25 protein-coding genes are annotated in these 26851 nt (G+C 51.6%); 5 read left to right on the forward strand and 20 right to left on the reverse strand.

Annotated features, from left to right (window positions below; all coding sequences use genetic code 11):
- Positions 1 to 184: 184 nt before the first annotated feature.
- The 8 genes from FHP88_RS08255 to FHP88_RS08290 form a co-directional block, all read right to left on the reverse strand.
- Positions 185 to 901, reverse strand: a complete 717-nt coding sequence (locus FHP88_RS08255; RefSeq protein ID WP_144358566.1) for a hypothetical protein — start codon at positions 899 to 901, stop codon at positions 185 to 187.
- Positions 902 to 1006: 105 nt separating this feature from the next.
- Positions 1007 to 1579, reverse strand: a complete 573-nt coding sequence (locus tag FHP88_RS08260) for a hypothetical protein (protein ID WP_144358567.1) — start codon at positions 1577 to 1579, stop codon at positions 1007 to 1009.
- Between the two features lie 349 nt (positions 1580 to 1928).
- A complete protein-coding gene (locus FHP88_RS08265; protein ID WP_144358568.1) occupies positions 1929 to 3758 on the reverse strand; it encodes an SLC13 family permease in 1830 nt (609 codons plus the stop codon).
- A 98-nt stretch (positions 3759 to 3856) separates the two neighbouring features.
- The gene (locus FHP88_RS08270) at positions 3857 to 4321 is read right to left on the reverse strand and encodes a rhodanese-like domain-containing protein (protein WP_144358569.1); all 465 of its coding nucleotides are present in this window, start codon (positions 4319 to 4321) and stop codon (positions 3857 to 3859) included.
- 42 nt (positions 4322 to 4363) lie between these two features.
- Positions 4364 to 5011 carry a response regulator gene (locus tag FHP88_RS08275; protein WP_144358570.1) on the reverse strand — a complete coding sequence of 216 codons (648 nt, stop codon included), beginning with the start codon at positions 5009 to 5011 and terminating at the stop codon, positions 4364 to 4366.
- On the reverse strand, positions 5011 to 6666 hold the full coding sequence (locus tag FHP88_RS08280) for an ATP-binding protein (RefSeq protein ID WP_144358571.1): 1656 nt from the start codon (positions 6664 to 6666) through the stop codon (positions 5011 to 5013). Before FHP88_RS08280 ends, FHP88_RS08275 begins: the two co-directional genes overlap by 1 nt.
- Positions 6667 to 6784: 118 nt before the next feature.
- Positions 6785 to 7921: a rhodanese gene (cca, locus tag FHP88_RS08285; protein ID WP_144358572.1), complete on the reverse strand. Its 1137-nt coding sequence runs from the start codon at positions 7919 to 7921 to the stop codon at positions 6785 to 6787.
- Between the two features lie 58 nt (positions 7922 to 7979).
- The gene (locus tag FHP88_RS08290) at positions 7980 to 9788 is read right to left on the reverse strand and encodes an ABCB family ABC transporter ATP-binding protein/permease (RefSeq protein WP_260843203.1); all 1809 of its coding nucleotides are present in this window, start codon (positions 9786 to 9788) and stop codon (positions 7980 to 7982) included.
- 67 nt (positions 9789 to 9855) lie between these two features.
- Here FHP88_RS08290 and FHP88_RS08295 point away from each other — a divergent pair, with 67 nt between their 5' ends.
- Positions 9856 to 10197 carry a S24 family peptidase gene (locus FHP88_RS08295; RefSeq protein WP_144358573.1) on the forward strand — a complete coding sequence of 114 codons (342 nt, stop codon included), beginning with the start codon at positions 9856 to 9858 and terminating at the stop codon, positions 10195 to 10197.
- A gap of 5 nt (positions 10198 to 10202) precedes the next feature.
- Here the strand turns inward: FHP88_RS08295 and FHP88_RS08300 are convergent, their stop codons facing one another.
- The 3 genes from FHP88_RS08300 to pepN form a co-directional block, all read right to left on the reverse strand.
- Positions 10203 to 10949, reverse strand: a complete 747-nt coding sequence (locus tag FHP88_RS08300; RefSeq protein ID WP_144358574.1) for a ParA family protein — start codon at positions 10947 to 10949, stop codon at positions 10203 to 10205.
- Positions 10946 to 12541: a CHAD domain-containing protein gene (locus FHP88_RS08305; RefSeq protein ID WP_144358575.1), complete on the reverse strand. Its 1596-nt coding sequence runs from the start codon at positions 12539 to 12541 to the stop codon at positions 10946 to 10948. The genes FHP88_RS08300 and FHP88_RS08305 overlap by 4 nt, the downstream gene beginning before the upstream one ends.
- 146 nt (positions 12542 to 12687) lie before the next feature.
- Positions 12688 to 15321, reverse strand: coding sequence for an aminopeptidase N (gene pepN / locus FHP88_RS08310; RefSeq protein WP_144358576.1), 2634 nt, complete (start codon positions 15319 to 15321; stop codon positions 12688 to 12690).
- A gap of 190 nt (positions 15322 to 15511) precedes the next feature.
- On the opposite strand from pepN, the gene grxC reads away from it, so the two are divergent.
- From grxC to fusA, 4 genes are all read left to right on the forward strand, one after another.
- A complete protein-coding gene (grxC, locus tag FHP88_RS08315; RefSeq protein ID WP_144358577.1) occupies positions 15512 to 15796 on the forward strand; it encodes a glutaredoxin 3 in 285 nt (94 codons plus the stop codon).
- Positions 15793 to 16194: an RNA-binding S4 domain-containing protein gene (locus tag FHP88_RS08320; protein ID WP_144358578.1), complete on the forward strand. Its 402-nt coding sequence runs from the start codon at positions 15793 to 15795 to the stop codon at positions 16192 to 16194. The genes grxC and FHP88_RS08320 overlap by 4 nt, the downstream gene beginning before the upstream one ends.
- 4 nt (positions 16195 to 16198) lie before the next feature.
- A complete protein-coding gene (locus tag FHP88_RS08325) occupies positions 16199 to 16642 on the forward strand; it encodes a hypothetical protein (RefSeq protein WP_144358579.1) in 444 nt (147 codons plus the stop codon).
- A 165-nt stretch (positions 16643 to 16807) separates the two neighbouring features.
- A complete protein-coding gene (gene fusA, locus FHP88_RS08330; protein WP_144358580.1) occupies positions 16808 to 18868 on the forward strand; it encodes an elongation factor G in 2061 nt (686 codons plus the stop codon).
- Positions 18869 to 18923: 55 nt separating this feature from the next.
- On the opposite strand, the gene FHP88_RS08335 is transcribed toward fusA, so the two are convergent.
- The 9 genes from FHP88_RS08335 to FHP88_RS08375 all read right to left on the reverse strand — a co-directional run bounded on the left by FHP88_RS08335 (position 18924) and on the right by FHP88_RS08375 (position 26822).
- Positions 18924 to 19331 carry a GFA family protein gene (locus FHP88_RS08335; protein ID WP_144358581.1) on the reverse strand — a complete coding sequence of 136 codons (408 nt, stop codon included), beginning with the start codon at positions 19329 to 19331 and terminating at the stop codon, positions 18924 to 18926.
- Positions 19332 to 19402: 71 nt separating this feature from the next.
- Positions 19403 to 19846 carry an SRPBCC family protein gene (locus FHP88_RS08340; RefSeq protein ID WP_144358582.1) on the reverse strand — a complete coding sequence of 148 codons (444 nt, stop codon included), beginning with the start codon at positions 19844 to 19846 and terminating at the stop codon, positions 19403 to 19405.
- Between the two features lie 84 nt (positions 19847 to 19930).
- Positions 19931 to 20152 (reverse strand): hypothetical protein, encoded by a 222-nt coding sequence (locus FHP88_RS08345; RefSeq protein WP_144358583.1) that lies wholly within the window; start codon positions 20150 to 20152, stop codon positions 19931 to 19933.
- A gap of 184 nt (positions 20153 to 20336) precedes the next feature.
- Positions 20337 to 20660, reverse strand: a complete 324-nt coding sequence (locus FHP88_RS08350; RefSeq protein WP_144358584.1) for a HesB/IscA family protein — start codon at positions 20658 to 20660, stop codon at positions 20337 to 20339.
- Between the two features lie 85 nt (positions 20661 to 20745).
- Positions 20746 to 22137 carry a cobyrinate a,c-diamide synthase gene (locus FHP88_RS08355; protein ID WP_144358585.1) on the reverse strand — a complete coding sequence of 464 codons (1392 nt, stop codon included), beginning with the start codon at positions 22135 to 22137 and terminating at the stop codon, positions 20746 to 20748.
- Positions 22138 to 22334: 197 nt separating this feature from the next.
- Complete coding sequence (nrfD, locus tag FHP88_RS08360) at positions 22335 to 23540, reverse strand: NrfD/PsrC family molybdoenzyme membrane anchor subunit (RefSeq protein WP_144358586.1); 1206 nt, start codon at positions 23538 to 23540, stop codon at positions 22335 to 22337.
- 20 nt (positions 23541 to 23560) lie between these two features.
- Entirely contained in the window at positions 23561 to 24334 is a 774-nt protein-coding gene (gene dsrO, locus FHP88_RS08365) for a sulfate reduction electron transfer complex DsrMKJOP subunit DsrO (RefSeq protein ID WP_144358587.1), read from the reverse strand.
- A gap of 2 nt (positions 24335 to 24336) precedes the next feature.
- Positions 24337 to 24858: a sulfur reduction protein DsrJ gene (locus FHP88_RS08370; protein WP_144358588.1), complete on the reverse strand. Its 522-nt coding sequence runs from the start codon at positions 24856 to 24858 to the stop codon at positions 24337 to 24339.
- Between the two features lie 8 nt (positions 24859 to 24866).
- Positions 24867 to 26822: an NAD(P)-binding protein gene (locus FHP88_RS08375; protein WP_144358589.1), complete on the reverse strand. Its 1956-nt coding sequence runs from the start codon at positions 26820 to 26822 to the stop codon at positions 24867 to 24869.
- Between the last annotated feature and the right edge of the window lie 29 nt (positions 26823 to 26851).

The following is a 26851-nucleotide window of genomic DNA, read 5'->3' on the forward strand; positions in this document are numbered from 1 at the left end:
ACAGCTTCTCTGCGAAACTCTTCGGTATAGGCTGGTTTTCTATGCTTTGTCATGTGACATCTCCGTGCTAGACCTAAATCTAACTATAGAAGGTGTCTACTATTCGTGGGTAACTCGGAGATCTAACGCCAAGCTCAGCCGACATCAGGCCGCATCGCGGCCTGATGTCGGCTGGAGCGACGTGTTATACGAATTTAACCGCATATAGTCCCGCCATACACGAGCCGAAAATAGTAATGCCTGAGCCGAAATGAATTATGTACCGGGAAAGGCGGAACTTGAAAATTGCCGACCAGATGTCGAGCATACATTCGAATGCCATGTATTCATCTGACGGGGTCAAACCTGTTTCTGGGTTCTTCTCGTCCTTTTTCTTTCGCCCAAATACAGTGTGTGCGGAACTACGGAATCGCAGGAGCGGCCAGAAGTTATTGATCAAAGGAAGGTCGAAGTAGTCTTCCACTACTGTTGGGAGATGTGTTTTTAAGACGTGTGTTCCAACATCTAGAGGGACCTCTGGATTGCTCAAAGTGAGCTCATGTCGATCCCCATTCAGGAGCTTTCGTTTAGCCGACCTAGGCAAAAATGGCCAACGTCGCCATGGCGTTTCTTGCTTGAGAATATCCCGGTACAGGATATCGACATTCAGACGAACTCTTTCGTGTAGATCTGTTTGCCAGATCAATCCAATAGCGCCGATAGCTGAACCAAAGGTAGCCAGTATTGCCCCTGAAGAGAGGAGTGTGACGAGGTTTGCTTGGCTTTCGGGCAGCGAAAGCACGCGAACGGCGACGAAAAGTCCGACTGTATAGAGCAGCGCTACGAGACCGTAGTGAATCCGTAAATGGTGATAAGTACTCCTTTTTTCCTTCGGCGGAGTGCTTTCTGCTTTTTCACTCAATCTAGGCCCCCCTTAGTTCTTACCGTATAACGCTTCGCGTCACCGGAAAAATAAAGTTGCAGAGCGAAGCGGCGCAGCTTTATTTTATCCGTGTGCATGCGTTTGTTAGTGGCGTACATTGCGCATAGTCTCTTCAAACTGGTGATGTTCTTCAGCTGTTGTAACGGTAAGGCGGACTTTTGGGGGCAAGCGGCGCGAAGGTTCACTAGCAGGTATTGCTCCCATAGAACAGCGCATTCTTGCCACCAGTTTTCCTCTTTTTGCCACGAGATCAAAGAAAAGCGCATCGGGCTCTGCCGGCTTAAAGCCTTCCTTAAAAAGTATTGCCTTGAGTTCTTTCTCTATTTCTACACAGCGGGCTGGGTTATCAAGCGGCACTTCAAGCGTCACGTGTGATACGCGCATATTCTGTTTGTTAACGTTGACCCAATATTTTGCCGAAAAAGGGACTTTAGTGGTGCTAGGCAACGAAAGTTTCAGATAGGCATATGGAAGAAAGTGCCTCATTTTTCCTTCTGGAATATTCAGCGGGTATTTTTGCTCTGGTACGAAATCGAGAAAATCTGGTTCCGGCTGAACTATTTCGGTTGCCCAACTCGCACTTGAACCAAGCAATACCAGGGTAACCATGAATATACAAAAGTGTTTCATATCTTTCTCGCCACTAACGCCGATCATACAGCCCACACATTTATGACAATATACGGCTGTAGAATATATTGAAGATTACGACAGTTCGTTCTACGCATTATATTTCCGGTCGCTATGTTAGACCGACTTGGAGGGATGACTTTGAAATGAGTTTTCAGCGTCCTGCCAAGTGGTTATTCCTTAAATTACTCAGCAGGTTAGCAGAGAATTTCGTACAGATGAACTATTTTCTTCTGGATGGGTAACCGATTGGATTGATGGAGTTAAGCGATGTTCGGGGTGAGATGTCAGAGTCGAGCCACGACTCTGACTCTTATATAGCGTTTTTACGCTAACGTTCCCCAGACATCACGCAATACATACCCATTTTGCACGACTAAATCTGATACATCATCGGCAGCAGCCAGGAGAGTGTCAGCCAGACAATCAGGGTGAGTGGGATTCCGACACGCACGAAATCATTGAACTGATACCCTCCCGCATTCATCACCAACAGGTTGGTTTTGTAGGCCATAGGGGTGGCATAACTCATGTTGGCGCCAAACAGTACCGCCAACACAAAGGGCTCGGCTGGCAGACCCAGTTGCTGCGCAATATCAATCGCAATCGGGGTACCAATCACCGCTGCTGCATTGTTCGAAACGATGTTGGTCAGTATCGCCATGACCAACATCAGGCCACTCAACATCACGGTGGGTGAACTACCAGCGCTCACGCCGACAAAGAGTTGCGCCAGGTATTCTGCGCCACCTGTCTTCGACAGCGCCATACCCATGGCAAGACTCGCCACCACGATCAGAATCACCTGGGTATTGAGTGCCTGTGCGGCATCGCGCCAGCTGAGACAACGTGTAGTAATCATCAGTAACACACCGCAGGTCGCGCTGATGGCAATCGGTAGCAGACCGAAGGCGGCAGTAATTACAATCGCTGCCATGATCAGCAGTGCTAATGAGGCACGCTTAGTCGTGGGAAGATCGCTGGTGGCATCGAGCACCAACAGCTCACCACTCCGTTTTAACTCGGCAATATGTTCACGTCGACCTTGTACCAGTAGTACATCACTAACCTCCAGAGGTACATCTCCAACCTCTTTTTTTAGCGTGCGCACTTCGGCTCCGGCACGATGTAACGCCAGGGTGACTAACTGGTAGTAATCAGCAAATCGCAGACGCGACAGTGTGGTACCGTCCAACGGTGATCCCTGGGTTACGACGATCTCGGCGAGTTGCTGATCCTCGTCCGCAAGCGGATGATCTTCGTCCACCCGTATATCGCCGATATAAAGCTTGGCACCCAGCACGGCCTCCATCTCTTTGAGATTATCCGGCGTATCTTTTAGGCTTAACCGATCACCTGGTTTGAGAATAACATCGGGAAAGGGGGTCAATACGACACCTTCACCCCGATGAATCTGTGAGATTTTCAATGTCCTGCCGGCTGCTTCATTGACTTCAGCCAGCGTCTTACCGGCGGCGAAACTCTCCTCTTCCACATTTAGCTGCGCATTGAAAACACGTGGCGATATGTCCTCCATTAGCGCCTCACGCTTCGGCAGCATACGCGGTGCTACCAGCCATAAAAACAGGATCGCCAGTCCGCCAGCAATTGCCGCCGGCACAAAGAAGTGGAACATACTAAAACGTGGTAGTCCCATATCAGCCGCAACAGAGACAACCAGCAGATTGGTAGAGGTACCAATGGTAGTACTCATCCCGCCCACCAGCGTGGCAAAGCCCATCGGCATCAGGATCTCCGATGCCGGACGGTTGTTGCGCAACGAAACACTGATCAGGATCGGTAACAACAACACCACAATTGGCACATTGTTGACGAAGGCACTCAAAAATGCGCCGACCAATAGGGTTAACAGTAACGACAACATCGGACTGACCGACCACAGCCGTGCCAGCTGACGACCCACCGGTTCCAGTGCACCGGTCCGCACCAGCCCCTGCCCTGCAATCATCAGGGCACAAACGGCGACCAGCGCTTCATGACCAAAACCTCTGAAAAAATCGATTGCATGGAGTTGTATGCCATCGGACACATAGGGGAAAACTTCAAACCCTGTGGTCAGGAGTACTAACACCACCAGACTGGATGTCTCCAGTGGAACACGTTCTCGGGTAAAAAGCGCCAGGGCCACCACCACCAGCAAAAGGACAGCCAGACCATGGGCATCGGGCAGTGCGGGAAATTCCATTGCATTCACCTCCGAAAGTCGTTTACTCAATTCGCATAGAGCCAAGGCACTTCTCTAGTGCCTGTTACCCTCTATCACATCAGCAGCAAATGAACGCCTTAGACTGGCCGCATCTGATCTGGTCGTAGCTTGGTGGTGAAGTAGTCATCACCGTCTTCGACATCCACGGGTTGTTCGACCTGATCCACCAAAGGTTGTTCATAGTCGTTCCAGCCCCGCAGTCCTGTCTTGAGCGAGGCAACATTATTAAAACCGAGCACTTGCAGTGAGTTGGCCGCAAGGACACTGCGATAACCTGATCGACAGACGACCACTATCTCGCGATCTCTGGCTTTAACCAGTTCAGGTTCGGTCTCTTCGTAGTCCCACTCGCAGGCCGATTCAAGAATACCGCGTGGCACATTCATTGATCCGGGTATATGCATCGTTGCAAACTCCCCAGGCTCACGCACATCGACAATCAGCAGGTCTGGATTGGCCAGCTGGCGCTCTTCCAGATCCCACGGCATAATCTCTTTTACATCCGTCAAACAACTACGGATTAATTCAATAAAACGCATCATAAGGAGTGTTCCTGTTACTACTTTGGGTTACCGTTGATGGAATTACTGGTCTCTGGAACAGAGGGCCTGCTCAACCGCAATAACAGCGGCTTCGACACGCGAGTGCACATTCAATTTTCGCAGAATAGATTTTACGTGCAGCTTTACTGTGCCATCGGATATACCGAGATTGCGGGCAATCACTTTATTACTTTGACCATCTGCCAAGAGACAGAGAATTTCAGCTTCGCGGGGCGTCAGGTCTGCAAATATATCGCGTGTTGAAGGTGTTTGTGTTTCACCTTGCACCGCCTTTGCCAACACACCCATCAGCTCTGGCGCAACGATGGTGGCACCACCCAGAATGGCGCGCAGGGCATTGATGAGCTCATCCGGTTCCATATCTTTGAGCAGGTAACCTTGTGCACCACCCTGCAGCGAGTTAATGACATCACTCTCTTCTCGGCTGGTAGTCAGCATGGCAATCGGCATGGTTAATCCTTTTTCACGCAACACCTGCAACACTTCGATTCCGCTCATATCCGGCATGCGCATGTCCAGCAACACCACATCCGGCTTTTCACTTGCTGCCAGCGCTATCCCTTCTTCACAATTTCCAAAGGCACCAATAACGTTGATCCCCCGGCGCTGCAGCAGCTCTTGGAGTCCTATACGGAACAGGGCATGATCATCGATTAGCAGGATACGCATTAATGGGTCTCTTTTTTCTCACTCTTACGGGGACTGATCCCGGGATTATAGGTTAGCTCAACCCGGGTACCTTCACCGAGCTCACTCTCAATCTTGATCTCGGCGCCGACTCTTCTGGCACGCTCTTCCATAATCGATAGACCGATGTGCTCCCCTGGATTTCCGGGTGGGCGAACGTTATCAAAACCAACACCGTCATCCTCAACCAGCAATCGATATTCACCTTCTGGATTGCAGGTCAATAGCACGCGTACCGTGTGCGCCTTGGCGTGTTTGCGAATATTTGCCAGACTCTCCTGGACAATACGTAATAACTGCATCTCTTCGCTGGCGCCCATATTGACCTGACGACAGCCCGATTGGAAGAAAATTGAGACGCCAGTGTCCTGTTTAAAGCGTTGCGCCATTTTCTCTAACGCTATGATCAAACCCCGTTGATCAACGGGCGCGAGGAAGCTATTGAGCAGTTCCCGTAATTCGGTATGCGCTTCATCCAGACCATTTTTGATTCGCTCCAACTCGGAACGGGCCGGAGAGGGATCGACTGTTTCCTGCTCAAGCGTCTCATCCAACATGCGCACTTGAAAGCGCAGGCTCGCGAGTGTCTGCGCCAGCGAATCATGTAGCTCATGCGCCAAGGCCGTCCGCTCTTCGATAATGGAGAGGCGGCGCGCCTCTTCGTCTGAGCGGTGTTTGGCGATAGCGATACCTAAATGACTGCCAATGGTTGAAAGCAAGTCAAACATCTCTTCCCGCCCTTCCAGGGCCGGCTTTCGGATATAGATACGGTACAGTCCCAGTACGTTACCATGAAACTTCAGCGGAACCGTTACCTGCTCCAGCTCATCACTGCTGTACATGTGACGCCCATTACGCCGCGAGCAGGCTTCGGCATCATGTTCACACAATACGTCACCACTGGAGAGCGCTTTGCCACATTGACAGAGCGAAACCGGTAGCTGCTCACTCTCGGTCAGCAGTTGATCATCCGGTCCAAGACTACCCACCAGACGCATCAGCCCTTCAGGCGTCGTCAACTGCACAGTGGCAGTGACACCGTGGGCCATCTCTTTCAATATCCGCAGGAAGCGCATTAACAGATCATCCATGTCATCGATCTGATTGATACTGGCGGCAACGTCATACAACGCCTTCAAACCCGTGGTCTGTTGTGCAAGCCGCCGGGTCTGGCGGGCCACCCGGTTATCCATGTCTTCGTAGAGATCGATCAGCTCACTGCTGAGACTGTCAAGATCCCGGGCCAGCGGCCCCAGCACACCCACATCATCAAACACCAGAGTGGTCCAGGGTTCGCCCTGGCAGACATCACCGACCGCACGTTCTAGTTGAACCAGAGGAGCAAGCAGCCGGTTACGCAGGCGGTTCACACCGAGCGCAAAGGACGCAATAGCGACCAGACTGGAGAGCAGAAACAGTATACCGATAACCCCGGCATCACCACCGCGTACAAACAGGAACACCAGGATTAGATTGAACAGCAGGACAAAGGCCAGTGTTACCAACGGCCCGATGAGGCGTGCAGCGACCAATACTTGCAGATAAGGGTAGCGCCCTGCAATGGTCAGCAATAGGCCTCCAGCCTCCGGAGCGGCGGAACGAGTCAGCTTTTCATCGTTCGTCAGGGCATTGCTCATTGCTTACCTTTTCCGGATGCAAACTGTGATAGGTGGCTAAACTGTATTCGTGATTGCTAATTTACCATGAAACAGGTGGCGATATGAAATAGCACGCCTGTTTTTAACTCGGTTGATGTCATGAACGAATAGCCGCAATGGCCTGCAATTGACGCTCCCGCAGTACACGGCCCAAATCGGCCCCTTGAAATCCCTCTTCCCCCAGCGCGGCAGGTGAAACAGATGCACGGGCCTGATTGGCCAGATCGACCCACGCTTCAATCTCATCTTCAAGATCTGGCCAGAGAATTTGACCCAGGGTCATCAACCGCTTCAGCCGTTCCGGGTGTTGCTGGGCCCGGCTCCGAATCAGCAGATCCAGGGTAGCGCCGGGATCATGCTCAGCAACATGGGGATAGAATCGCGCCACCCCCTGCAACAACTCCAGTAGATCAAGGTATTCACGCTCTACGGGAAGACAGCGGGTTAACCAGCGGCTGCCACCTGGGCCCTGGCATACCCCGTGAAAGAGCGCGCAAAAACGCACGACTGGCTCCGCATCAAGCGCCACCGAGCGCTTCAATGCCAGGATGGGCTCGCTCACCGACTGTTCGCCGTGGGGTTGCTCTTCTCCCATAACCTGCGCGAGTTGTGGCAGTAACGTGTCAAGCGCACCGCAGCGATGCAGTACTTCAAAAAAGCGCCAGGGCTCGGGCTCTGCCACGGACCTGATCATCTCCTGCCAAACCCGCTCTGGTTTCAGCGCAGCCAGTTCTTCTTGGGACGCCATGCCTTTCATCAGGCCAAAGGTATCATGGGCCAGTGAGAAGCCGTATTTGGAGAGTTTGGCAATGAATCGGGCACCACGCAGCAACCGAACCGGGTCCTCTTGAAATGCCGGCGAGATATGTCTCAGGCGGCGCTGTTCGATATCGGCCAATCCGCCCACTCGATCTATCACTTCACCTTGCAAATCTTCGATCAAGGCGTTGATGGTGAAATCACGCCGCTGCAGATCCTCTTCCAGGGTGACATCAGGCCCGTATTCAACCGTGAAGCCTTTATATCCGGGGCTGGTCTTTGTCTCGCGACGAGCCAGGGCATACTCTTCACCCGTTTCAGGATGAAGAAAGACCGGGAACAGCCCATCAGCCCGAGTAAACCCCTGATCCAACATCTCACTTTCCGTGGCACCCACAACCAGCCAATCCCGATCCTTGACCGGGATATTCAAAAGGCGATCACGAACGGCACCCCCTACAAGAAATATTTTCATGCGGCACCTCCCTGTGCCGCGGCCTGCGGCCGTGAAATATGTCTATCCTGCCAATTTTTCACTCTGCCTGCTCCAGTTGCATCTGCCGCTCCTCTTGTTGCAGCAACCACATATCCCGATAGACCCCACCCTGCGTCAGCAGTTGTCGGTGGGTGCCCTGCTCAATAATACGTCCTTCATCCATCACCAGGATCTGGTCGGCATCCACCACAGTGGAGAGCCGGTGGGCAATGACCAGCGTAGTATGGTTCTCCGCTACCTCCTGCATGGTCTCAAGAATGGCTTGCTCAGTCTGCGTATCCAGCGAGGAGGTCGCTTCATCAAAGACCAGAATCCGGGGACGTTTGAGAATTGCGCGGGCAATGGCAATACGCTGCTTCTCACCACCCGACAACTTTAGGCCCCGCTCTCCCACCAGGGTCTGGTAGCCCTGCGGCAGCGATTCGATAAACTGACGTATATGGGCCATGCCAGCCGCCGCTTCAATCTCTTCCTGACTCGCTTCGGGCCGGCCATAGGCCAGATTGTAGTAGATGGTGTTATTAAACAGCACGGTATCTTGGGGTACCACACCGATCACCTGACGTAGGCTCTCCTGGGTAACCGCTTGTACGTCCTGCCCATCAACCAGCACGGCACCCGATGTCACATCATAGAAACGGAACAACAGTCGGGAGAGCGTCGACTTACCCGCACCACTATGACCTACCACCGCCAGCTTCTGTCCCGGCCGAATAGTGAAGTTCACATCCCGCAAAATCTGCCGCTCAGGCACATAAGAGAACCCGACATGACTAAACTGTACCTCACCCGCCTTTAATACCAGTGCAGGGGCATTCGGACGATCCTGCACTTCGGGCTGCTCCTCCATGAGTTTGAAGATGAGATCCATATCCGCCAGGGAATACTTGATCTGACGATAGACCATTCCGAGAAAATTGAGCGGTATGAAGAGCTGCAACAGAAAGGCATTGACCAGTACCAGATCACCGATCGACATGCTGCCATCAACCACCCCCCCAGCGGCAAAGAACATGATCGCGGTGACACCCAAACCAATAATTCCACCTTGACCGAAGTTGAGCATGGACATGGAACTCTGGCTCTTGACCGCTGCCTCCTCCCACTCATCAAGGGTACTGTCAAACCGTTCCAATTCGAGTTTCTCGTTACCGAAATACTTGACGGTCTCATAGTTGATCAAGCTATCGATGGCCCGGGAGTTGGATTGGGATTCCAGACGATTCATGGTGTGGCGATAGTCCATGCGCCACTCGGTCACCGCAAAGGTAAAGGCGATATAGATAGCCACCGTTCCGAAGGTGACCAGGGTGAAGACCGGATCATAATTTGACAGCAGAATCACCGCCACCAGGGAGAACTCCACCACCATAGGAATGATACTGAAGACCATGTAGTTCAGGATCGAGCTGACGCTCCGGGTACCGCGGTCAAGGTCCCGGCTGATCGCACCGGTCTGCCGTCCCAGGTGAAACCCCAGTGACAACCGATGCAGATGGGTCATCACCTCGGTCGCCAGTCGTCGCATGGCGTGATAGCGGACCCGGGCAAACACGATATCGCGTAACTCATTGAACAGGGTGCTGCTGACACGCAATGCGCCATAACCCAGCAACAGGGCGACGGGTAGCACCAGCAGGGTCTCGCGATGGTTCTCCATGCCATCCACAATCCCCTTCAACACCACGGGAATACCCACATTGGCGACCTTGGCCATGATCAGGCAGGCCAGGGCAACCAGGGCTCTTCCCCGATAGTTCCACAGGTAGGGCAGCATCTTTTTCAGGTTCTGCCAGTCGCGGCGATCACTGTGCGGACGTGCTTGGGCTTGACGAGTGTGTGCCATATAGAGAGACTGTATTATAATTTACTAAAATAGATTGGGTTCTAGCTGAATTCCAGGATCAACAGGTATGACACAAGATTGCAGTTATAACGAACTCTACGCCCTTCAGGTACTTGATGACAGCATGGAACCGGAGTTTCCGGCCAAATGCGTGATCGTGATCGAGCCTTCCGAGGTGTGTGCCTCTGGCGCCTATGTCATCATCAACGTCGATGGTGAGCGACTTTTTCGCCAGCTTATGCGCGATGATTCAGGCCAGGAACAACTGGTCCCGCTCAATCCGCAATACCCTACCACAGCGCTTGCAGGTACCAACCATAAAATTGAAGGGGTGATTGTCCAGCGCAATATTCGCCGCAAGATAAAGCACTACAAACCCTACGAGCACAACAGTCACCTAGCGAATTAGATGGCTTACCCAGCCAGTCCCGCTTCAAGCTCTTTCCAGAGTTCGGCATAGGCCAATCCTGCCGGACTGTTCGGAGCAAAGCTACCCAGCGGTGCCCGGTGAAAACCCATTCGCTCGACATCACTGGCATAAGGTATCGGGGTTTTGAGCATCTCCGGGAAGACTTTAGGGAGATCCTCCAGCATGCCAAGATGCATCTTTTTGCGCCGATCCAGCATGGAGAAGAAGGGCATCCGCTTCACATCCATCACCCTGTGGCCATCCAAAAACTCCACCAACTGTTCATAGGTACGCATGGAGAGGGTGGTCGGTATGGTCGGTACCATCAGGGCGTCCGCTGCCCGAAAGATATTTTCGGACACGAGGGAGATACTGGGCGGACAGTCAAGAAAGATCCGGTCATACTCCATAGAGAGCGGGCGCATCAATTTCAATAGTTGCTTTACGGGACCTTTGGTATCGCCCAGCATGAGATCCATATTGCGATAGGAGAAATCTGCCGGCAGCAGATCCAGGTTTTCAAAATCGCTCCCCTTGATCAGTTCATCCAGATCTCGCTTGCCCTTGATCATCTTCCGACCACCACCCTTGATGCGCGGCTTGATGCGGAAGTAGTAACTGGCTGCCCCCTGGGGATCAAGATCCCACACAAGCGTTCTAAAACCTGCCTGCGCAGAGAGATAGGCCAGATTGACCGCTGCCGCGGTCTTGCCGACCCCGCCCTTGATGTTATAGACGCCTATAATTCTCATGACGGCGCTCCATTCAGCTTGGCATCCTGCTTGGTTGCAAACAGTCTGTTATAGCGCTCGACATGCTGTTCATCCGCAAACTGGGCAAAACGCTCGGCAAACACCAACCGCGCCTCTTGTTGTCGCTTCAGCAGGCCATCCACCAGCATCCCCATTGCCAGCAGTGTGTCTGCAGGCACCGCCCCCTCCTGCACCATCTGGTGTGCAAATTCACGCAGTTTGTACGCCTGTACCTCGAGATCCTGATAGTCACCCAAGTTATCCAACAAACTTTTCAGGGTCTTGATCAGTGGCTTGATTTCCTCTTTGGGATAGAGACTCTGGAAGAATTCCAGCAGGTAACGGAGTTTTTTACAGCTTTTCCTGAGCTCATGCAGTTCATCGGGTTGAGAATGAGGATGAATGGCCAAGCCCTCCTCCAGGACCAGCTTAAATGTTTTGTAGATCCGTTTACGCGCCACTTTTTTAATCGGTTTTTGGGAATGGTCCCCTGCACTGCCTGGATCGGCTTGTGTACTTAGAAAAGCACGCCAATCCTTTAACAGTTTATGGAAATGGGGTGATTTCAGCTTGCGCACCATAGCCTGCTGCTCAATCTTTTGATGCGAAACCAGGAAGGCGTGCAGTGGATCAAGATCAGACTGGAACTGCTCAGGCAGCGTATCGCGGTAACCCTCAAAACCCAGCAAGTAGACATCCAGATCACGGGTAGGACCGGTGATCGAACCTATCCATGAAAACCGCTCTTTGAATTCTTCAACAATAGCATCGGGAAAGACCCCCTTTATCTGGGTCAGTGCAGAGCGTGTGCGCCGGATAGCCACCCGGAGATCATGTAGAAACTCTGAGTCGAGGTCTGCGCGGGTGCCAGGAAGATTCTGCTCCAGGGTATCCAGGAGTGTGGTATGTATTTGCCTGGCCACCTCACCCGCTGGGGTGTCGGGTTGCAAATCAAAATCAAGCTTGGAACTGTAATCCATTGGCTTTCGGCCAATGGCCTCAAGGGCCAGTGAGATCAGCGGTTGTGACTGGTTCAGCAAGCCCACTTTATCGGATAAAAAACGACTGACTTGCTTGAGATATTTATCATAGCCTCGCACGGGTAATAAACGAATCAGGTGGGTCATCGGCTGATAGTCAGCCCGTCCGGCGGGTCTTGCCCGGTTCTCCTCCAGTTGCAGGCGCACTACAGTCTTCTCTTCGCGGTCAAGCAGATTCAGGCCAATCACTTGGGAACGGATTTCCACCACAGGCAAAAGTGCCCGCATCTGCAGCGGACCAGCAATCCGCTCACGCATCAGTCCTGCGCTGTAATTCCAGGTAAAACGCGGCACCTCACCCTCTAGTCGAATCGTCTCATAAGGGGAATCGTCAGCCAGGCTGCGCAACACCAAATGATGTCCATCCTTATCCTGCACTTCATCCAGCTGCATACCTGCCTGAAATAGCCGCCAGTCGAAGCTGTCAAAAAGGAGATGACGCACTGACTTCTTGGGTTCTGTGCCCAGATGAAACTGCGATGAGAGCGCGGTCAATAGCGCTTCGATAGAATCAGAATCACCCAACTGATACTGATACGTGTGACCTGTCATATTGTTATATCCTGCCCTTGTCCCGGGAGTCTGAATTGCTTTTATACCCTAGCAAGGACTAGATACTAATAAAGCACAGGATAAATTACCATTACAGTTGTCTGTGGGTCAGGGGTAACACCTGCCCCACAGCATTCGTCTTCCTGTTATTGCTCTAGACTCTTGGACGCTATCTCAAACACATCCCTGGAGATTCCCTCGGTCTTCAGGATGCGTTCCAACTGGGCCTTCATCATCTGCTGGCGTTGTTTGTCATAGCGTTGCCAGCGAGCCATGATTCGCACCATCCTTGACGCCACCTGTGGATTCATCCCATCCAACTCCAATACGCGATCACCGAGAAATTGATAGCCACTGCCATCGGCAGCATGAAAACCTACCGCATTACCGGAGCAGAAGGCCCCTATAAGGGAGCGTACCTTGTTGGGATTGGCTAGTGAGAAGGCAGGATGCTTCATCAGATTTTCTACCCGGCTCAGGGTATCGGGGCGATTGGCAAGTGCCTGCAGGGTAAACCATTTATCCATAACCAGCGGATCATTTTTCCACTGCTGATAGAACTGCTCTAGCAGCTGTTCCGCTTCAGGAACATCTTTATCGGCTACCAGCGAAAGGGCCGCTAACACATCCGTCATATTCTGCCCTGCTCTGAACTGGTCAATGCAGAGTTGAAGGACGGCGGGATCATCCAGTTGTATGAGATAGGAGAGCGCCAGATTACGCAAACTCCGCCGACCGATAGAAACCGCATCCGGGGCATACCCATCAGCTGAATAATTATCGTGATAGAGCGACAGTAGTTCATCCTTTAATGTGAGCGCCAAATGCCGCTTTAGTGACTCTCTTGAGCGATGGATGCCCTCCACATCCACCTCCTTCATTTGATCACCCAGGTAACTCTCTGAAGGAAGTGTCAGTACCTCGGCAAGCAGCGCCTGATCACTCTCCCGGTCAGTCAATGCCTTTCTGAAGGCCTCCACAAAACCAGCGGGGATCTCAGCATCCGGGGTTGCCACCCTCTTCAGCAGGATGCGCTGGGCCAGCGTTTGGGCCGCATCCCAACGACAGAAACCATCAGGCTCAGCGGCCATCAGGAACATCAGCTCCTCATCGCTGTAGTCGTATTGCACCTTGACCGGTGCAGAGAACCCCCTGAGCAGTGCCGGGACAGGGCGTTCGTTGATACCGATAAAGGTGAACTGCTGACGCCGCTCACTCACTTCCAGCATGCGGGTGCCGGTAATGGCCTCCGCTTCACCCTGCAGTTGCAAGGGCATCTCATTGCCGTTCTTATCGAGTAAACCAACCGCAAACGGAATCAGGAAGGCAGCCTTGTCTGGCTGACCCGGCGTGGCTGGGCAGTGTTGTGCCACTGTAAGCGTGTAACGCTGCTGTTCGGGCTGAAAATCACTGCTGATTTTTAACTCTGGCGTTCCGGCTTGACTGTACCAGCGCTTGAACTGGCTGAAATCACGACCACTGACCTCAGCCATACACTGGACAAAATCATCGGTGGTAACAGCCTGGCCATCAAACCGCTCAAAGTAGAGATCCGTTCCCTTGCGGTACAGATCACTCCCCAATAGATTCGCCTGCATCCTGACCACTTCGGCCCCTTTTTCATACACGGTCACGGTGTAGAAGTTGTTGATCTCCATATAGGAATCAGGCCGGACCGGATGGGCCATAGGGCTGGCATCTTCGGCAAACTGGTGGGCACGCAGCAATCGCACATCTTCAATGCGCTTGACGCCACGTGACCCCATATCCGCAGAGAACTCCTGATCCCGGAACACCGTCAGCCCCTCTTTCAGACTGAGCTGAAACCAGTCCCTGCAAGTGATCCTATTGCCCGTCCAGTTATGAAAATACTCGTGGGCAATAACTGACTCAATACCCTGAAAATCCCTATCCGTAGCGGTTTCCGGAGAAGCCAAGACATATTTGGAGTTAAAGATATTCAACCCCTTGTTCTCCATGGCACCCATATTAAAATCATTGACCGCAACGACCATATAGATATCCAGATCATACTCCCGGCCATAGCACCGCTCGTCCCAGGCCATGGCGTGTTTTAGAGAAGCCATCGCGTGGTCACACTTATCAATATTCTCCGGCTCCACATAGATCTTTAGGGCCACGTCCCGGCCAGAGGGGGTGGTGTGACTGGCCTCGATTGACCGGAGATCTCCCGCTACCAGGGCAAACAGGTAGGCCGGTTTCGGGAAAGGGTCTTCCCAGGTGATCTGATGCATACCGTCATCGGTTTGGATCTCATTCAGCGGATTTCCGTTCGACAGCAACACCGGGTAGCGAATTCTGTCCGCCCTGATGGTCGTGGTAAACCGACTCATCACATCAGGCCGATCCAGAAACCAGGTGATTTTGCGAAAACCTTCCGCTTCGCACTGGGTACAGAACATCGTGCCAGACTTGTACAGCCCCTCCAGCGCGGTGTTCTTCTGCGGCAGAATCCGCACATCACTCTCCAAGATGCACTGTGCAGGCATCTGCTGGATGGTGAGACCCTCATCATCCACTTGATATTCGGTGGCTTGAAGTGGCCGTCCATCCAGTGACAGCGCGATCAGCTCTAGCTGCTCCCCATGCAGCCTTAAAACACCTGAAACTTCTGCTGCCGGATTCTCTCTAATCTGCAGGACCGAGCGAACACGCGTCTCCTCTTCACCCAACTCAAAAGTGAGGTCAACCCGATCAATCAAGTATTCCGGGGGGCGATAATCCTTCAGGTAGATCGTGGTTGGGGTATCTCTGAGCATGATGCATCCTGGTTATTAAATGAATTCGATAAAGAAACGCCTTCTTCCTAGATTAGGATTCTATCGCACTATTCAAGGGTGGGAGCGATATCACTATCACTGTAGAACATCCTGGCTGATTTTCGTTCAGTAGACCACCCCATGTCGGCTTGGTACGATAGGGATAGTTGCAGTAAACAAGAGATTTTGTATGCCAAAAGTAGTCATGTACACCACCGCCATCTGTCCTTACTGCATGCGCGCCAAAGCGCTGCTTTCCCGCAAGGGAATGGAATACGAAGAGCTGAGAATTGAAGGCAATCGTGAAATCATGCGGGAAATGCTCAAACGCAGTCAGCGTAATACCGTTCCGCAGATTTTCATTGATGATTACCATGTCGGCGGATACGACGATATGGCCGAGCTGGACGCCCTGGGTGAACTTGACGCCCTGCTTGGTCTGGCACCTCAAATTGGACCTGATATCATTACATGAATGAGCCGGAACAAGCACAGAGCATCCGACTGGATAAATGGCTCTGGGCGGCACGGTTCTTCAAGACCCGTCAGCTGGCCATTGAGGCGATCAATGGCGGCAAGGTTCACCTCAATGGACAACGATCAAAACCAGGGAAAAACATCGGCATCGGAAGCCGACTGACCATTCATAAAGATTCTCTGGAATGGGAGATTGAAGTCAGCGTCATCCCCAAGCAGCGACGCCCCGCCAGCGAGGCGATCCACTTTTATCGCGAAGATGAGGCGAGCCAACTGAGGCGACAGAAGCTGATTGAAGAACAGCGACTGCTGCGTGCATCAGCACCCCGACCCGCCCCAGGAAAACCGAGCAAACGGGATCGGCGCATGATCCATAGTTTTACAGGCAAAGACTGACACGATGGACCAGGACGCCTATCGAAAAACCTACCAGCAGATGAATGAGCGCTTCTGCCTGTTTGAGAAGTGTCTGTTTGCCGGTCATGCGGGCTGTTCTCAGTCAGAGCGTTTCAACCTGGCTGAAAGGGAAGGCATACACTGTAAATCCGATTCGGCCCAGGCACAGTGTGCTGAACTGCTCAATCTCTTGCATCAGCACAGTCGATTCATACTGAAGTTCAGCGATGAACATGACATCCTGAGCCATACTCAAGCATTGCGCTTGCAGGTAGGCGGTATTCGCGGCCTGGATAAGATAATCGAAAATAGAGAAGAAGCCACACACTTCGTTGCAGACATTCATTCACTCCTCGGAAAGGCCATTGATAGCTACACTAATCTGACCGAGCTCCCGTTCAGTGAGTTAATTCAGCAGATCGCCGCCTTCAAAGGGCGAAAAGGTTAAGCTACTCCACCACCGCCAATCCAGCGTCTACACTCTAAAAAAACACCCCGTTACCCTTTGATACCGACTTGTTGACCCGGGTCATGGCATTAAGTCAGATCTTGCAGTGGGATAACGGGTAAATGACATAATGTCGTATATCTTAATAAACCCGAGGAGAGAACAATGCCTGCTTACACCACCCAGGATATCCGAAATATCGCCCTGGTGGGCCAATCAGGCGCCGGTAAAACGACGCTGGTAGAGGCCCTCCTGTATCATGCAGGCGCGATACAAAACCAGGGCACCATTGATCGGGGCGATACCATCTGTGATTTTGACCCGCAAGAAAAGCACTATGAGCACTCACTGGATGCCGCTGTCGCCCATCTGACTACTGACAACACGCACGTCAACCTCCTCGACACACCGGGGCTGATTGATTTCTTCGGGCGTTCATTCGGCGTTTTGCAGGCGGCCGAAACGACCGCGGTTGTCATTAATGCTGAAGCCGGTATTGAACCGGCTACGTTGGCCATGATGGAACATGCAAAGAATGACGATCTCTGCAGGGCTATCATTATCAATAAAATTGACGCAGATAATCTAGATCTGGAGGGATTACTTAACCAGGTTCGTGCGACCTTTGGTGATGTCTGTCTGCCGCTAAACCTACCTTCGGCTGAAGCAGGAAAAGTGGTGGATTGTTTCTTTAGCCCAGACGGTGAAGCCACCGCCTTTTCATCTGTTGCAGATGCACACACCAATATCGTCGATCAAGTGGTCGAGATGGATGAGCAACTGATGGAGCTCTATCTCGAACAGGGCCAGGAGCTTAAACCCGCTCAACTGCATGACCCTTTTGAAGCCGCACTTCGAGATGGCCACCTGATTCCGATCTGTTTTGTATCCGCCAAATCCGGTGCGGGTATCAAGCAACTGCTTAAGATCATTTCGCGCCTGTTGCCAGATCCCACAGAAGGCAATCCACCACACTTTCAAAAGGGCGAATCTCCCAATGCACGTCCTGTTGAGGTAAGCCCTGATCCAGACAAGCACATTATCGCCCATGTCTTTAAGATCAGTAATGACCCCTTCAAGGGTAAGCTGAGCTACTTGCGTGTATACCAGGGAACCATAACGCCTAATAGCCAATTATTAATTGGGGATTCCAGAAAACCCTTCAAACCGGCTCATCTCTATCAGATTCAGGGCAACACGCAGACCGAAATTCAACGGGCCATTCCTGGGGATATCTGTGCCATTGCGCGCATTGATGAACTATTCCGCGATGCAGTCCTGCATGACAGCCACGATGAAGATCATTTCCATCTCCAACCTGAACAGTTCCCGATGCCGTTGTTTGGCTTGGCACTCATCCCACAAAAACGCGGCGATGAGCAGAAACTTTCCGATGCCTTGCTTAAAATCTCGTCTGAAGATCCCTGCCTCACCATTGAGCACGACACCCAGACCAATGAAACCGTGATACGCGGAATGGGTGAACTGCATTTGAGAATAGTGCTCGAACAACTTGAGCAACGCTATAACGTTCACGTCGATACAAAGCCACCCAGTATTGCCTATCGTGAGACTATCAGCAGCTCAGGCGAAGGGCACTACCGACACAAAAAACAGACAGGGGGAGCAGGACAGTTCGGCGAAGTCTCATTACGGGTAGCACCGCTGGCTCGTGGTGAGGGTTTTGTATTTATAGATGAGGTTAAAGGTGGCGTAATTCCTGGCCAGTTCATCCCTGCTGTTGAGAAAGGCGTCAGGCTGGCACTTGAAGAGGGTTTTATTGCAGGTTATCCCATTCAAGACCTGCAAGTCACCGTCTTTGACGGCAAGTATCATGCTGTAGATTCAAAAGAGATCGCCTTTGTCACCGCGGGTAAAAAAGCATTCCATGATGCCTTAAACAAGGCGCGCCCCATCGTGTTGGAACCCGTAGTTAACATCAACATCATCGCAAGCGGTGATGCCATGGGTGATATTACTGCGGATCTTTCGGTCAAACGGGGGCGCATCAATAATACCGAAATGACCCTGGAAGGCCGCATGGTGATCAGTGGTATGGCGCCACTGGCTGAGTTAGACAGCTACAGCACCAAACTCAAATCCATGACCGGTGGCGAAGGTACTTATGAAATCAGCTTCAGCCATTATGATCCGGTGCCTGATAATGTGCAGCGTACACTGGCAGAAAAACATCAGCAGCACATCCACCATCAGGATGAGCAATAACCCACCTGACACCCTCCCGCTTTAGGGCGCGGGGGGTGTTTTGACCACAGGCAAGTTACTCGGGATACTCATCAAAACGAGGGGCCACCAGCCCTTCGTCATACCAACACCCTCTGTCACGCCAAAAGATATTATCTTGTGGGCGTATCACTGGATCTTCATCCAACGACCCGGCCGGAATATTCAACGCCAAACCGTTTCTACTCAGACAGGGCACACCGGAACCACATTGACCGCAGAAGCAGCGCGCAAATCGCTCGGCAGTCGGCAGTTCAAAACGTTTGATTAAAGATTCACCCGTGAGCCAAGTGATGCGGTCTGGTTTGGTAAAGATATTCGATGCGTGGGCGGATCCAGATGACTTACGACAGCGTGAACAATGGCAGAGATGGAACTGATCAAATGGTCCAGTCACTTCAAAGGTGACTGCGCCACAGAGGCAACTCCCTTTTATTTTACTCATCGCCCTTCCCCTAATAATTCAGCGTCGATAGCGGATAGTGCCAGTCAAAGCATGGCATTTCAATGTGGAGGTTATTCGTTATGATCAATATGAATATCGCGTGGAAACGGCCGACCTTTCCCTGTCTCTATTGCCTCTTTCAGACTGAGTAAAAAGACCGCCCACTTGGTACTGCAGTGCGCCATAAAGTCGCTTGGAAATTGCCAGTTGGAATGCGTAAAACGCACCATCACCTGATTAGCTTTATCCACGAGTCGAAACGTAATCTCAGTACCCATCCAATCTTCAGGCATGCGCCCACTATGCTTCCAACGAACCAGCTGATTGGGCTGCAGTTCGGTCACCTCAAAATCAGGACCATCACCATTAAAGCGAAATTGAATGACGGAGCCAACACCCCCTGCACCCGTGGTTTCACTGGTCCACCAGGTGGACAGCCCCTCATCAGTGGTCAGGGCATGGTAAATCGCTTCGGCCTTACCCAGGATACCTATCTGATGGTGGATCTCGGCCATTGCCTCTCCCTTAGCGATTAATGAGCCCACCCATTGGCCTTATATGCGATTGGGAGGCCAGAAAAGTAGGCCATGGAGAGGGCTTTACGAACAGATACCCGAACTGGCAAATACACCGTCTCGCTCTCTTTGCAGCTCCTGCTCCATGGTGTAGTGGGGTTCCTCGACTTCCAAGCGAACTTTTCTTTCCCCATGAAAGATCAGGCGTTCGATTACATCGTTCATATCCTGCATTGATCCATGCTGCAAACTGACCAATTGGTCATACACAGCCTTGTCGAGCATTACATTTACTTGATTATCCATACGCCTTCTCCACGGGTGGTTATAAGTCGTAGAGAAAATAGTAGACCTATTTACTAGGTTATTCAAGACTTACGCTCAGATCGAAAATACTTTCATTCACCACTGAGTTCTGAGTGCATTTGCCATGAGATAAAAAAGGGGCAGTCTCAGCTGCCCCTCTCTAGTAAGTCCAATCCTATAGTTATTATTTGGATCGCTTGGATGATGCCGGTTGGTAGTTGGCATCATTTGGATTGAGGAAGATAAAACGCAACTCTCCATCATCCAACTGCGCATAATCCATAACGGCGTCATCCAGTAAAGCCGCATGCTGTGGCGCCATGACCACTTCAATCCCATTGGTAACGTGTCGTATATCATCTTCCTTGGCCTCATCAAATCCCATCAGATAATCGATGCTGCCATCTTCCTTCATCCGTGCGGCCATACGTAGCGCCATTCCCTCAGTGCCACCTTGTTCTGCTGCATTGCGTACCTGCTCAGCGGCATTTTCTGTAATTTCAAACATGAGAATGCTCCGTACTGCATTTGGGATTGGTTTATCCCGGTTATACCTAGCCTAGCTTTTTTTGTTACTGACCTTGCAATCAAACCTAACCAATCGTCAAGTCAGCTTTATGTTTACACTGTCTGACATGCGCCAGAAAACGCGCAATCCAGTGGTTTCCGCCAACATCCCGCATATGGGTGTAACTGGCAAGAAGGTTTTTATAGACGATGCCATCATTGATTCCGTCGATCCCAGTACCTCGAGTCACCTTGTACGCATACTGAATATCTGAATCAATATTCTCCAGCGCAGAATAGTGAAATTCATGGGCGGCAATGATGTCATTGCTTCCTGGCACTTTTGGCCATGGACTAAATTCGGTCTCTTGCAGTCTTACATAGCCACGCCCTTGTGGTCGTTCATGCATCCGTACATCTGCGGGAATTGCCCCTACCATATCGCAGGACTTTTCATTCCATATCACTCTTCTGGCAAGATACATCAATCCGCCACATTCTGCATAGACGGGCCCACCCTGCTCAATAAAATCTCGGATATCCTGGCGCAATGAAACATTTTCAGTAAGGCCATCCATCGCCATCTCAGGAAACCCACCACCGATAAACAACCCATCCACAGGCGGCAAATGTGCATCATGGAGTGCATCGAAGGCCACCAACTCGACACCATGTGCACTCATCTTCTCCAGGTCGCCGGGATAATAAAAACCAAAGGCCTGATCCCGAGGATAACCAATGCGCACGCCTTGATGATCCTGCCTAATCACCGCTTCTGGTTTGTAGGCGGGTATGGGTACATCTGCTGCTATGCGCAACACCTGATCCATATCCACCTGCTTGGCTATCGTCTCACCCAATTGTGCAATTTTTTTCTGCGCCAGATCCGTTTCGTTACTGGGCATCAATCCAAGATGGCGCTCATCAATCACCAACTCAGGGGCATTATGTACAGAGCCCACTACCGGTATATCGGTATAGTGTTTAATCACATTACAGAGTTTGGCCTCATGCCGGCTGCCACCCACTTTATTCAGAATAACCCCCGCTATGCGAACATCGGGATCAAAGGCCTGATAACCCAGAATAAGTGGTGCGATACCCCGTGTCATACCCCGCGCATCGATCACCAGAAATACCGGGGCTTGCAACTGTGCAGCCAATGCCGCATTACTGTTACTGCCATCCAGATCCAGGCCATCATAGAGACCCTTATTACCCTCAATGACGCCAATCTCGGCAGCTTGCATCGCACGACCGAACTCGTCGAGGATCTCACCCTTATCCATCGTGAAGAAATCGAGATTGACACAGGGGCGTCCACTGGCGGCTGTCAGCCAGAGTGGATCAATATAGTCCGGTCCTTTTTTGAAGGTCTGTACACACATCCCTCGGTTGCGCAGGGCAGCCGTCAGGCCGATCGACAGCGTCGTCTTGCCCGATGATTTATGTGCCGCTGAGATAAAAAAATAGGACATCAGTCATGATTCGTTAAATGAGGGACCGGTCTGAACGATTACGTGAGACCATCAGCTTATAACCTAAGCCTTATAGTCCCCTTTCCAGAAAAGCCTGTAAAGCGGATATGAACCAGGCTTATTCAGCCCCAGACAAAAAAAATCCACTGCCTTTAGCGACAGTGGATTCATTATTCACAGATCAGAACCCACAAACATCAAATACATTCGCCATCGGCTGGATCTTCCAGACTCTCAGGCAGTACACGGAGCATCCGTGAGCCGATAGCGACCAAGGTCATGGAGACAGCAATACCGGCGATACCCAGCAGGGCTTCAGCAATCGTGGGGGTATAACTTGCGACAACACCATCAAAGAAACTGCTGGTTAAGACCTCTTTTCCCGGGAACAGGTTCATTGGGTAAGCCTGTCCGCCAATCACAATCACATAGACCTGGAAAAAACCGCCAATCAATACCAGCAACGAGGCAACCATGATGGCAAATCGGGACGTGGTGAACGCCGGTGAATAGAGCAGGAACAGTGGGATAATGCCGCCAATCAGCACCTGTCCGATCCAGAACATATTGGTATAAACACCACCATCCAACAGAATGAAGCGTTCCACACCATGGTGTTGAGTCACATAGAGATTCGTGAGGTGATAGACCAGTGCAAAGTAGAGCACGGCCCCAACAAACACGCCCAACAGATTCTTCAGCTTGGCCAAACGGAGATCACCAATGGTACGCCCGGCCCACCAGTAAGCAGATATCAGGGTAATGATAAAGAATGCCAAACCGTAGCTGAATGACATAATGATAAACATCGGCGCCATAATGGCAGCATCATAGGCTTCACGTGCCACGAGGAAGCCGAAGATCGAACCCGTACCTGTTGTCAGTGCAATACGCCAGAAGAAAGCGGCAAATCCCACAGGGCGCTTATACTGCTCAAACTTACGATCCATCATGGTCCAGAGATAGAGGCCGACAATGGTAAAGAAACCCGTATAAAGGATGATGTTCCAGGCAAAGATCGATTTAAAATTGTAGGTTGTCATCGCTACAATCAAACGATCTGGACGACCCAGATCCAGCAGCAGTACGACCAGGCCACCTGCAAGCAGGCCGATAGCCAGCAACCCTGAGAAACGACCCAGAGGCTTATACATCGGTCCACCAAACACGGAACCGATTGAGGCCACATTAAGCGCGCCTGAAGCCGCAACAATCAGGAAGATGGCAAACACATGAGGCAGACCCCATACGATCTGGTTGCTCATGCCGGTCACAAAGTGGCCGTTATGCTCCATATGAAATGCAGCACCCAGGCCCACCAGAATAATAAAGGCAAGAGAGGCAAGGCCACCCCAATAACGAGGAGAGCTGCAATAAAGTTCGCGGTATTGTGTTTTTATCATCGACTTCTTTCTCCGTACCGCTAGATATTGGTGTAGCGTACGCCAGTATTCAGTTCGAGATCGGCCCGTATCTGGTGGCTGCTCTCTGCTTTCAATGCCTTGGCGATCGCACTGTCTGGATTTTTCAGATCACCAAACAGAATGGCCTGATGTCCATCCTTATTGCAGGCATCCTGACAAGCTGTTGTTGAATGACCTGCATCAATACGTCCAGCACAGAGATTGCAAGACTCCACACACCCTTTACCTCGGGGTGTACCGGTGAGCTGCTCGGCGACATCCTGATGAATAAAGGAGCGCGCCTTATAGGGACAAGCCATCATGCAATAGCGGCAACCAATGCAGGTATGGCGATCAACCATGACAATGCCATCGGCACGTTTGAAGGATGCGCCAGTGGGACAGACGTCAACGCAGGGTGGGTGTTCGCAATGCTGGCACATCATCGGCAGATTGGAGATTTCTCCGGTCTGCTTATCACGCAGCTTTACCTTGCGTACCCATTGCGGACGCTGAGCATTCCACATCTCATCAGACTGACCGGTTGGTCGTTGCATCAGGTCAATACCATTCTCTTTATTGCAGGCATCAACGCAGGCACTGCAACCATCCGCACATTTATTGGTATCGATCAGCAAACCCCAGCGTACCGCACTGGAGGCGCCCTCATCTGACGCAGCATTGGCTACGGTCAGCATAACTCCGGGCGCGACCACTGCGGCTGTAGCAGCCACAACGGATTTACCTAAAAACTCACGCCGATTCATATCAGGCTGGTCATTTGAACAACTCATGATCAGTCCCCCTTAACAGTGGCATGAAGGCGGACCAGCTCATCACGACTCAATGAAACAGGATTACCCAAGGATTGCAGCAGACCCAGTGAATCAGTGCTAAATGAACCCTCTTGCTTCATGGCCGTTCCTGATCCGGCTGTTGATTCCGGCGTCTTACGATGGCACTGGAAGCAGCTGAGACTAACCGCCACATAGTTGTGGCATGAAGAACAGAACTGCCCCTCGGCATTAACCGGCTTATAGGCACCCGCATCATCTTTCTCGGCATGGCACTCCACACACTCAGACAGACTGTATTGCGTATCTCGAACGCCCTTACGTACAGTCATATCCCGATCATGCTTGAGATAATCCATGTGATCACGTCGCATGACAGCCGTGGGTGCTACGCAGGCATCCAGGCCTGCTGCCTTCGATCCCTTTGTAACAGCCGTTTCACTGATTGCTCCCGTAGAGAGGAGCAATAAAGCGCCCCCTATGAGTACACCAGCGAATCGCTTAATGCCGGTTAAACGATCCATCACTGCTCCTATTCACCAAGGCCCATCTGGATATAACCGGTCGGGCACACATCGCTACAAACATGGCAGCCGATACACTTGTTGTAGTCGGTGTCGACGTAACGACCAGTAGTTGCCTCGGTCTTCTTCACGCGGAATACCGCATCCTGAGGACAGAACACCACGCAGTTATCGCATTCGAAGCACATACCACAGCTCATACAACGCTTGGCTTCAGCGACCATCTGTTCTTCGCTATAGGGATGCAGACGTTCCTGAAAATGCCCCAGTACCACTTCAGCAGAAGGGACCTCTTCACTACGTTTGTTGCGTGGCGTAAAGGAGAAGTGCCCAAGGAACAGGTCGCTGGACGGAATCACTTCCTGCTCAGCACGATTCTCAAAGTTATGCACCGCATACTTGGCACCATCGGTACCACGCTGATCACCTGCTTTGGAATCAAACCGCTCTGGATCCTTACCGGCTTCGTGCAGCTTATCCAGTAGATCAAAGTGATGAACATCAACCTTAGGACGTTTAACCTGCTCTTCCTGTTTGAGGAAGCGGTCAATACTCTCAGCCGCAATCGATGCTTGACCAATAGCCGTGGTCAACAGATGAGGACGAATGATATCACCCGCGACGAAGTGGCCATTCTTACCAGGCACCTGGAAGAACTTGTCTGCATCAATCAGGTTGCGATCATTGGCCATTTCCTCAAGACCGGTCATGTCACCGCCCTGTCCGATAGCCGAAACAATCAGATCAGCTTCAATGACGCGCTCAGTTCCTTCAACCGGGATTGGCTTCATGCCATCCATGGTGCAGTCACATACCCTCAGACCTGTTGCACGACCATCTTCTCCTACCAGCACTTCCAAAGGCATCACTCCATCAAGAATGGTGACACCCTCTGTGGTGGCATCAGAGACTTCGTGCTCAGCTGCCATCATCTTTTCTTTGGTGAACAGTGAGGTCAGCGTAACCTCGGAACCCTGCGCAGCCGCAGTAACAGCCGCATCGTGAGCCACATAGCCATCTTGAACCACAAGCTCTGGACGATCCGTCGGGTTCTGATTTTTCACATGACCCAGACGACGGGCAACAGAAACCACATCGATAGAGGTATCACCACCACCGATACAGACCACTTTCTCTGCCGTAACCTTCATGCGACCTTCATTGAAGGCCTTCAGGAATGCGACGCCAGTCACGCAGTTTGGCGTGCCTTCCCAACCGGGAACTGGCAGACCACGTCCACTCTGACAACCCAATGCCCAAAGCAGCGCATCAAACTCTTTTTCAACATCAGCGACAGACACATCACGACCCACACGAGTCTTGAGACGCAGATCAACACCCATATCGACAATGCGGTTCAGCTCAGCATCCAGTTTGTCACGTGGAATACGATAGCCGGGGATGCCATAACGCATCATGCCGCCCAGGTGTTCATTCTCATCAAAGATCGTCACCCCATAACCGAGACGACGCAGCTGATAAGCGGCTGACATGCCCGCAGGACCACCACCAATCACAGCAACCTTTTTAGCGATATCTGGGCCGGCCGTGAAAGCATAGCCATTGGCAATCGCCGAGTCGCCGATATATTGTTCGACTGCATTAATACCGACGAAATCTTCAACATCGTTGCGATTACAACCATCTTGACAAGGCGCAGGACAGACCCGACCCATCATGGAAGGGAATGGATTGGCATTGGTTGAGCGACGGAACATGTACTCGTCACGCTCAACGCCTTCAGGCGGCTTCTCCTGCCCTCGCGCTATTGCCAGGTAACCACGGATATCCTCACCAGAGGGACAACTACCCTGACAGGGTGGTGTTTTGTGGATGTAGGTTGGGCATTTGTAAGAGGTATCTTCTCTGAAGATCTTCTCACTAAAATCATCCCATTCGTTATCGCCTTCTTTATATCGACGATAACTCAGTTTTGTGTTCATCTGTTCCGTAGGAGTTGCCATGGAATTCTCTCCTCAACCTATATAATTCT

Origin of the sequence: Sedimenticola selenatireducens (genome assembly GCF_007625115.1) — a bacterium.
GTDB classification, from domain to species: Bacteria; Pseudomonadota; Gammaproteobacteria; order Chromatiales; family Chromatiaceae; genus Sedimenticola; species Sedimenticola selenatireducens_A.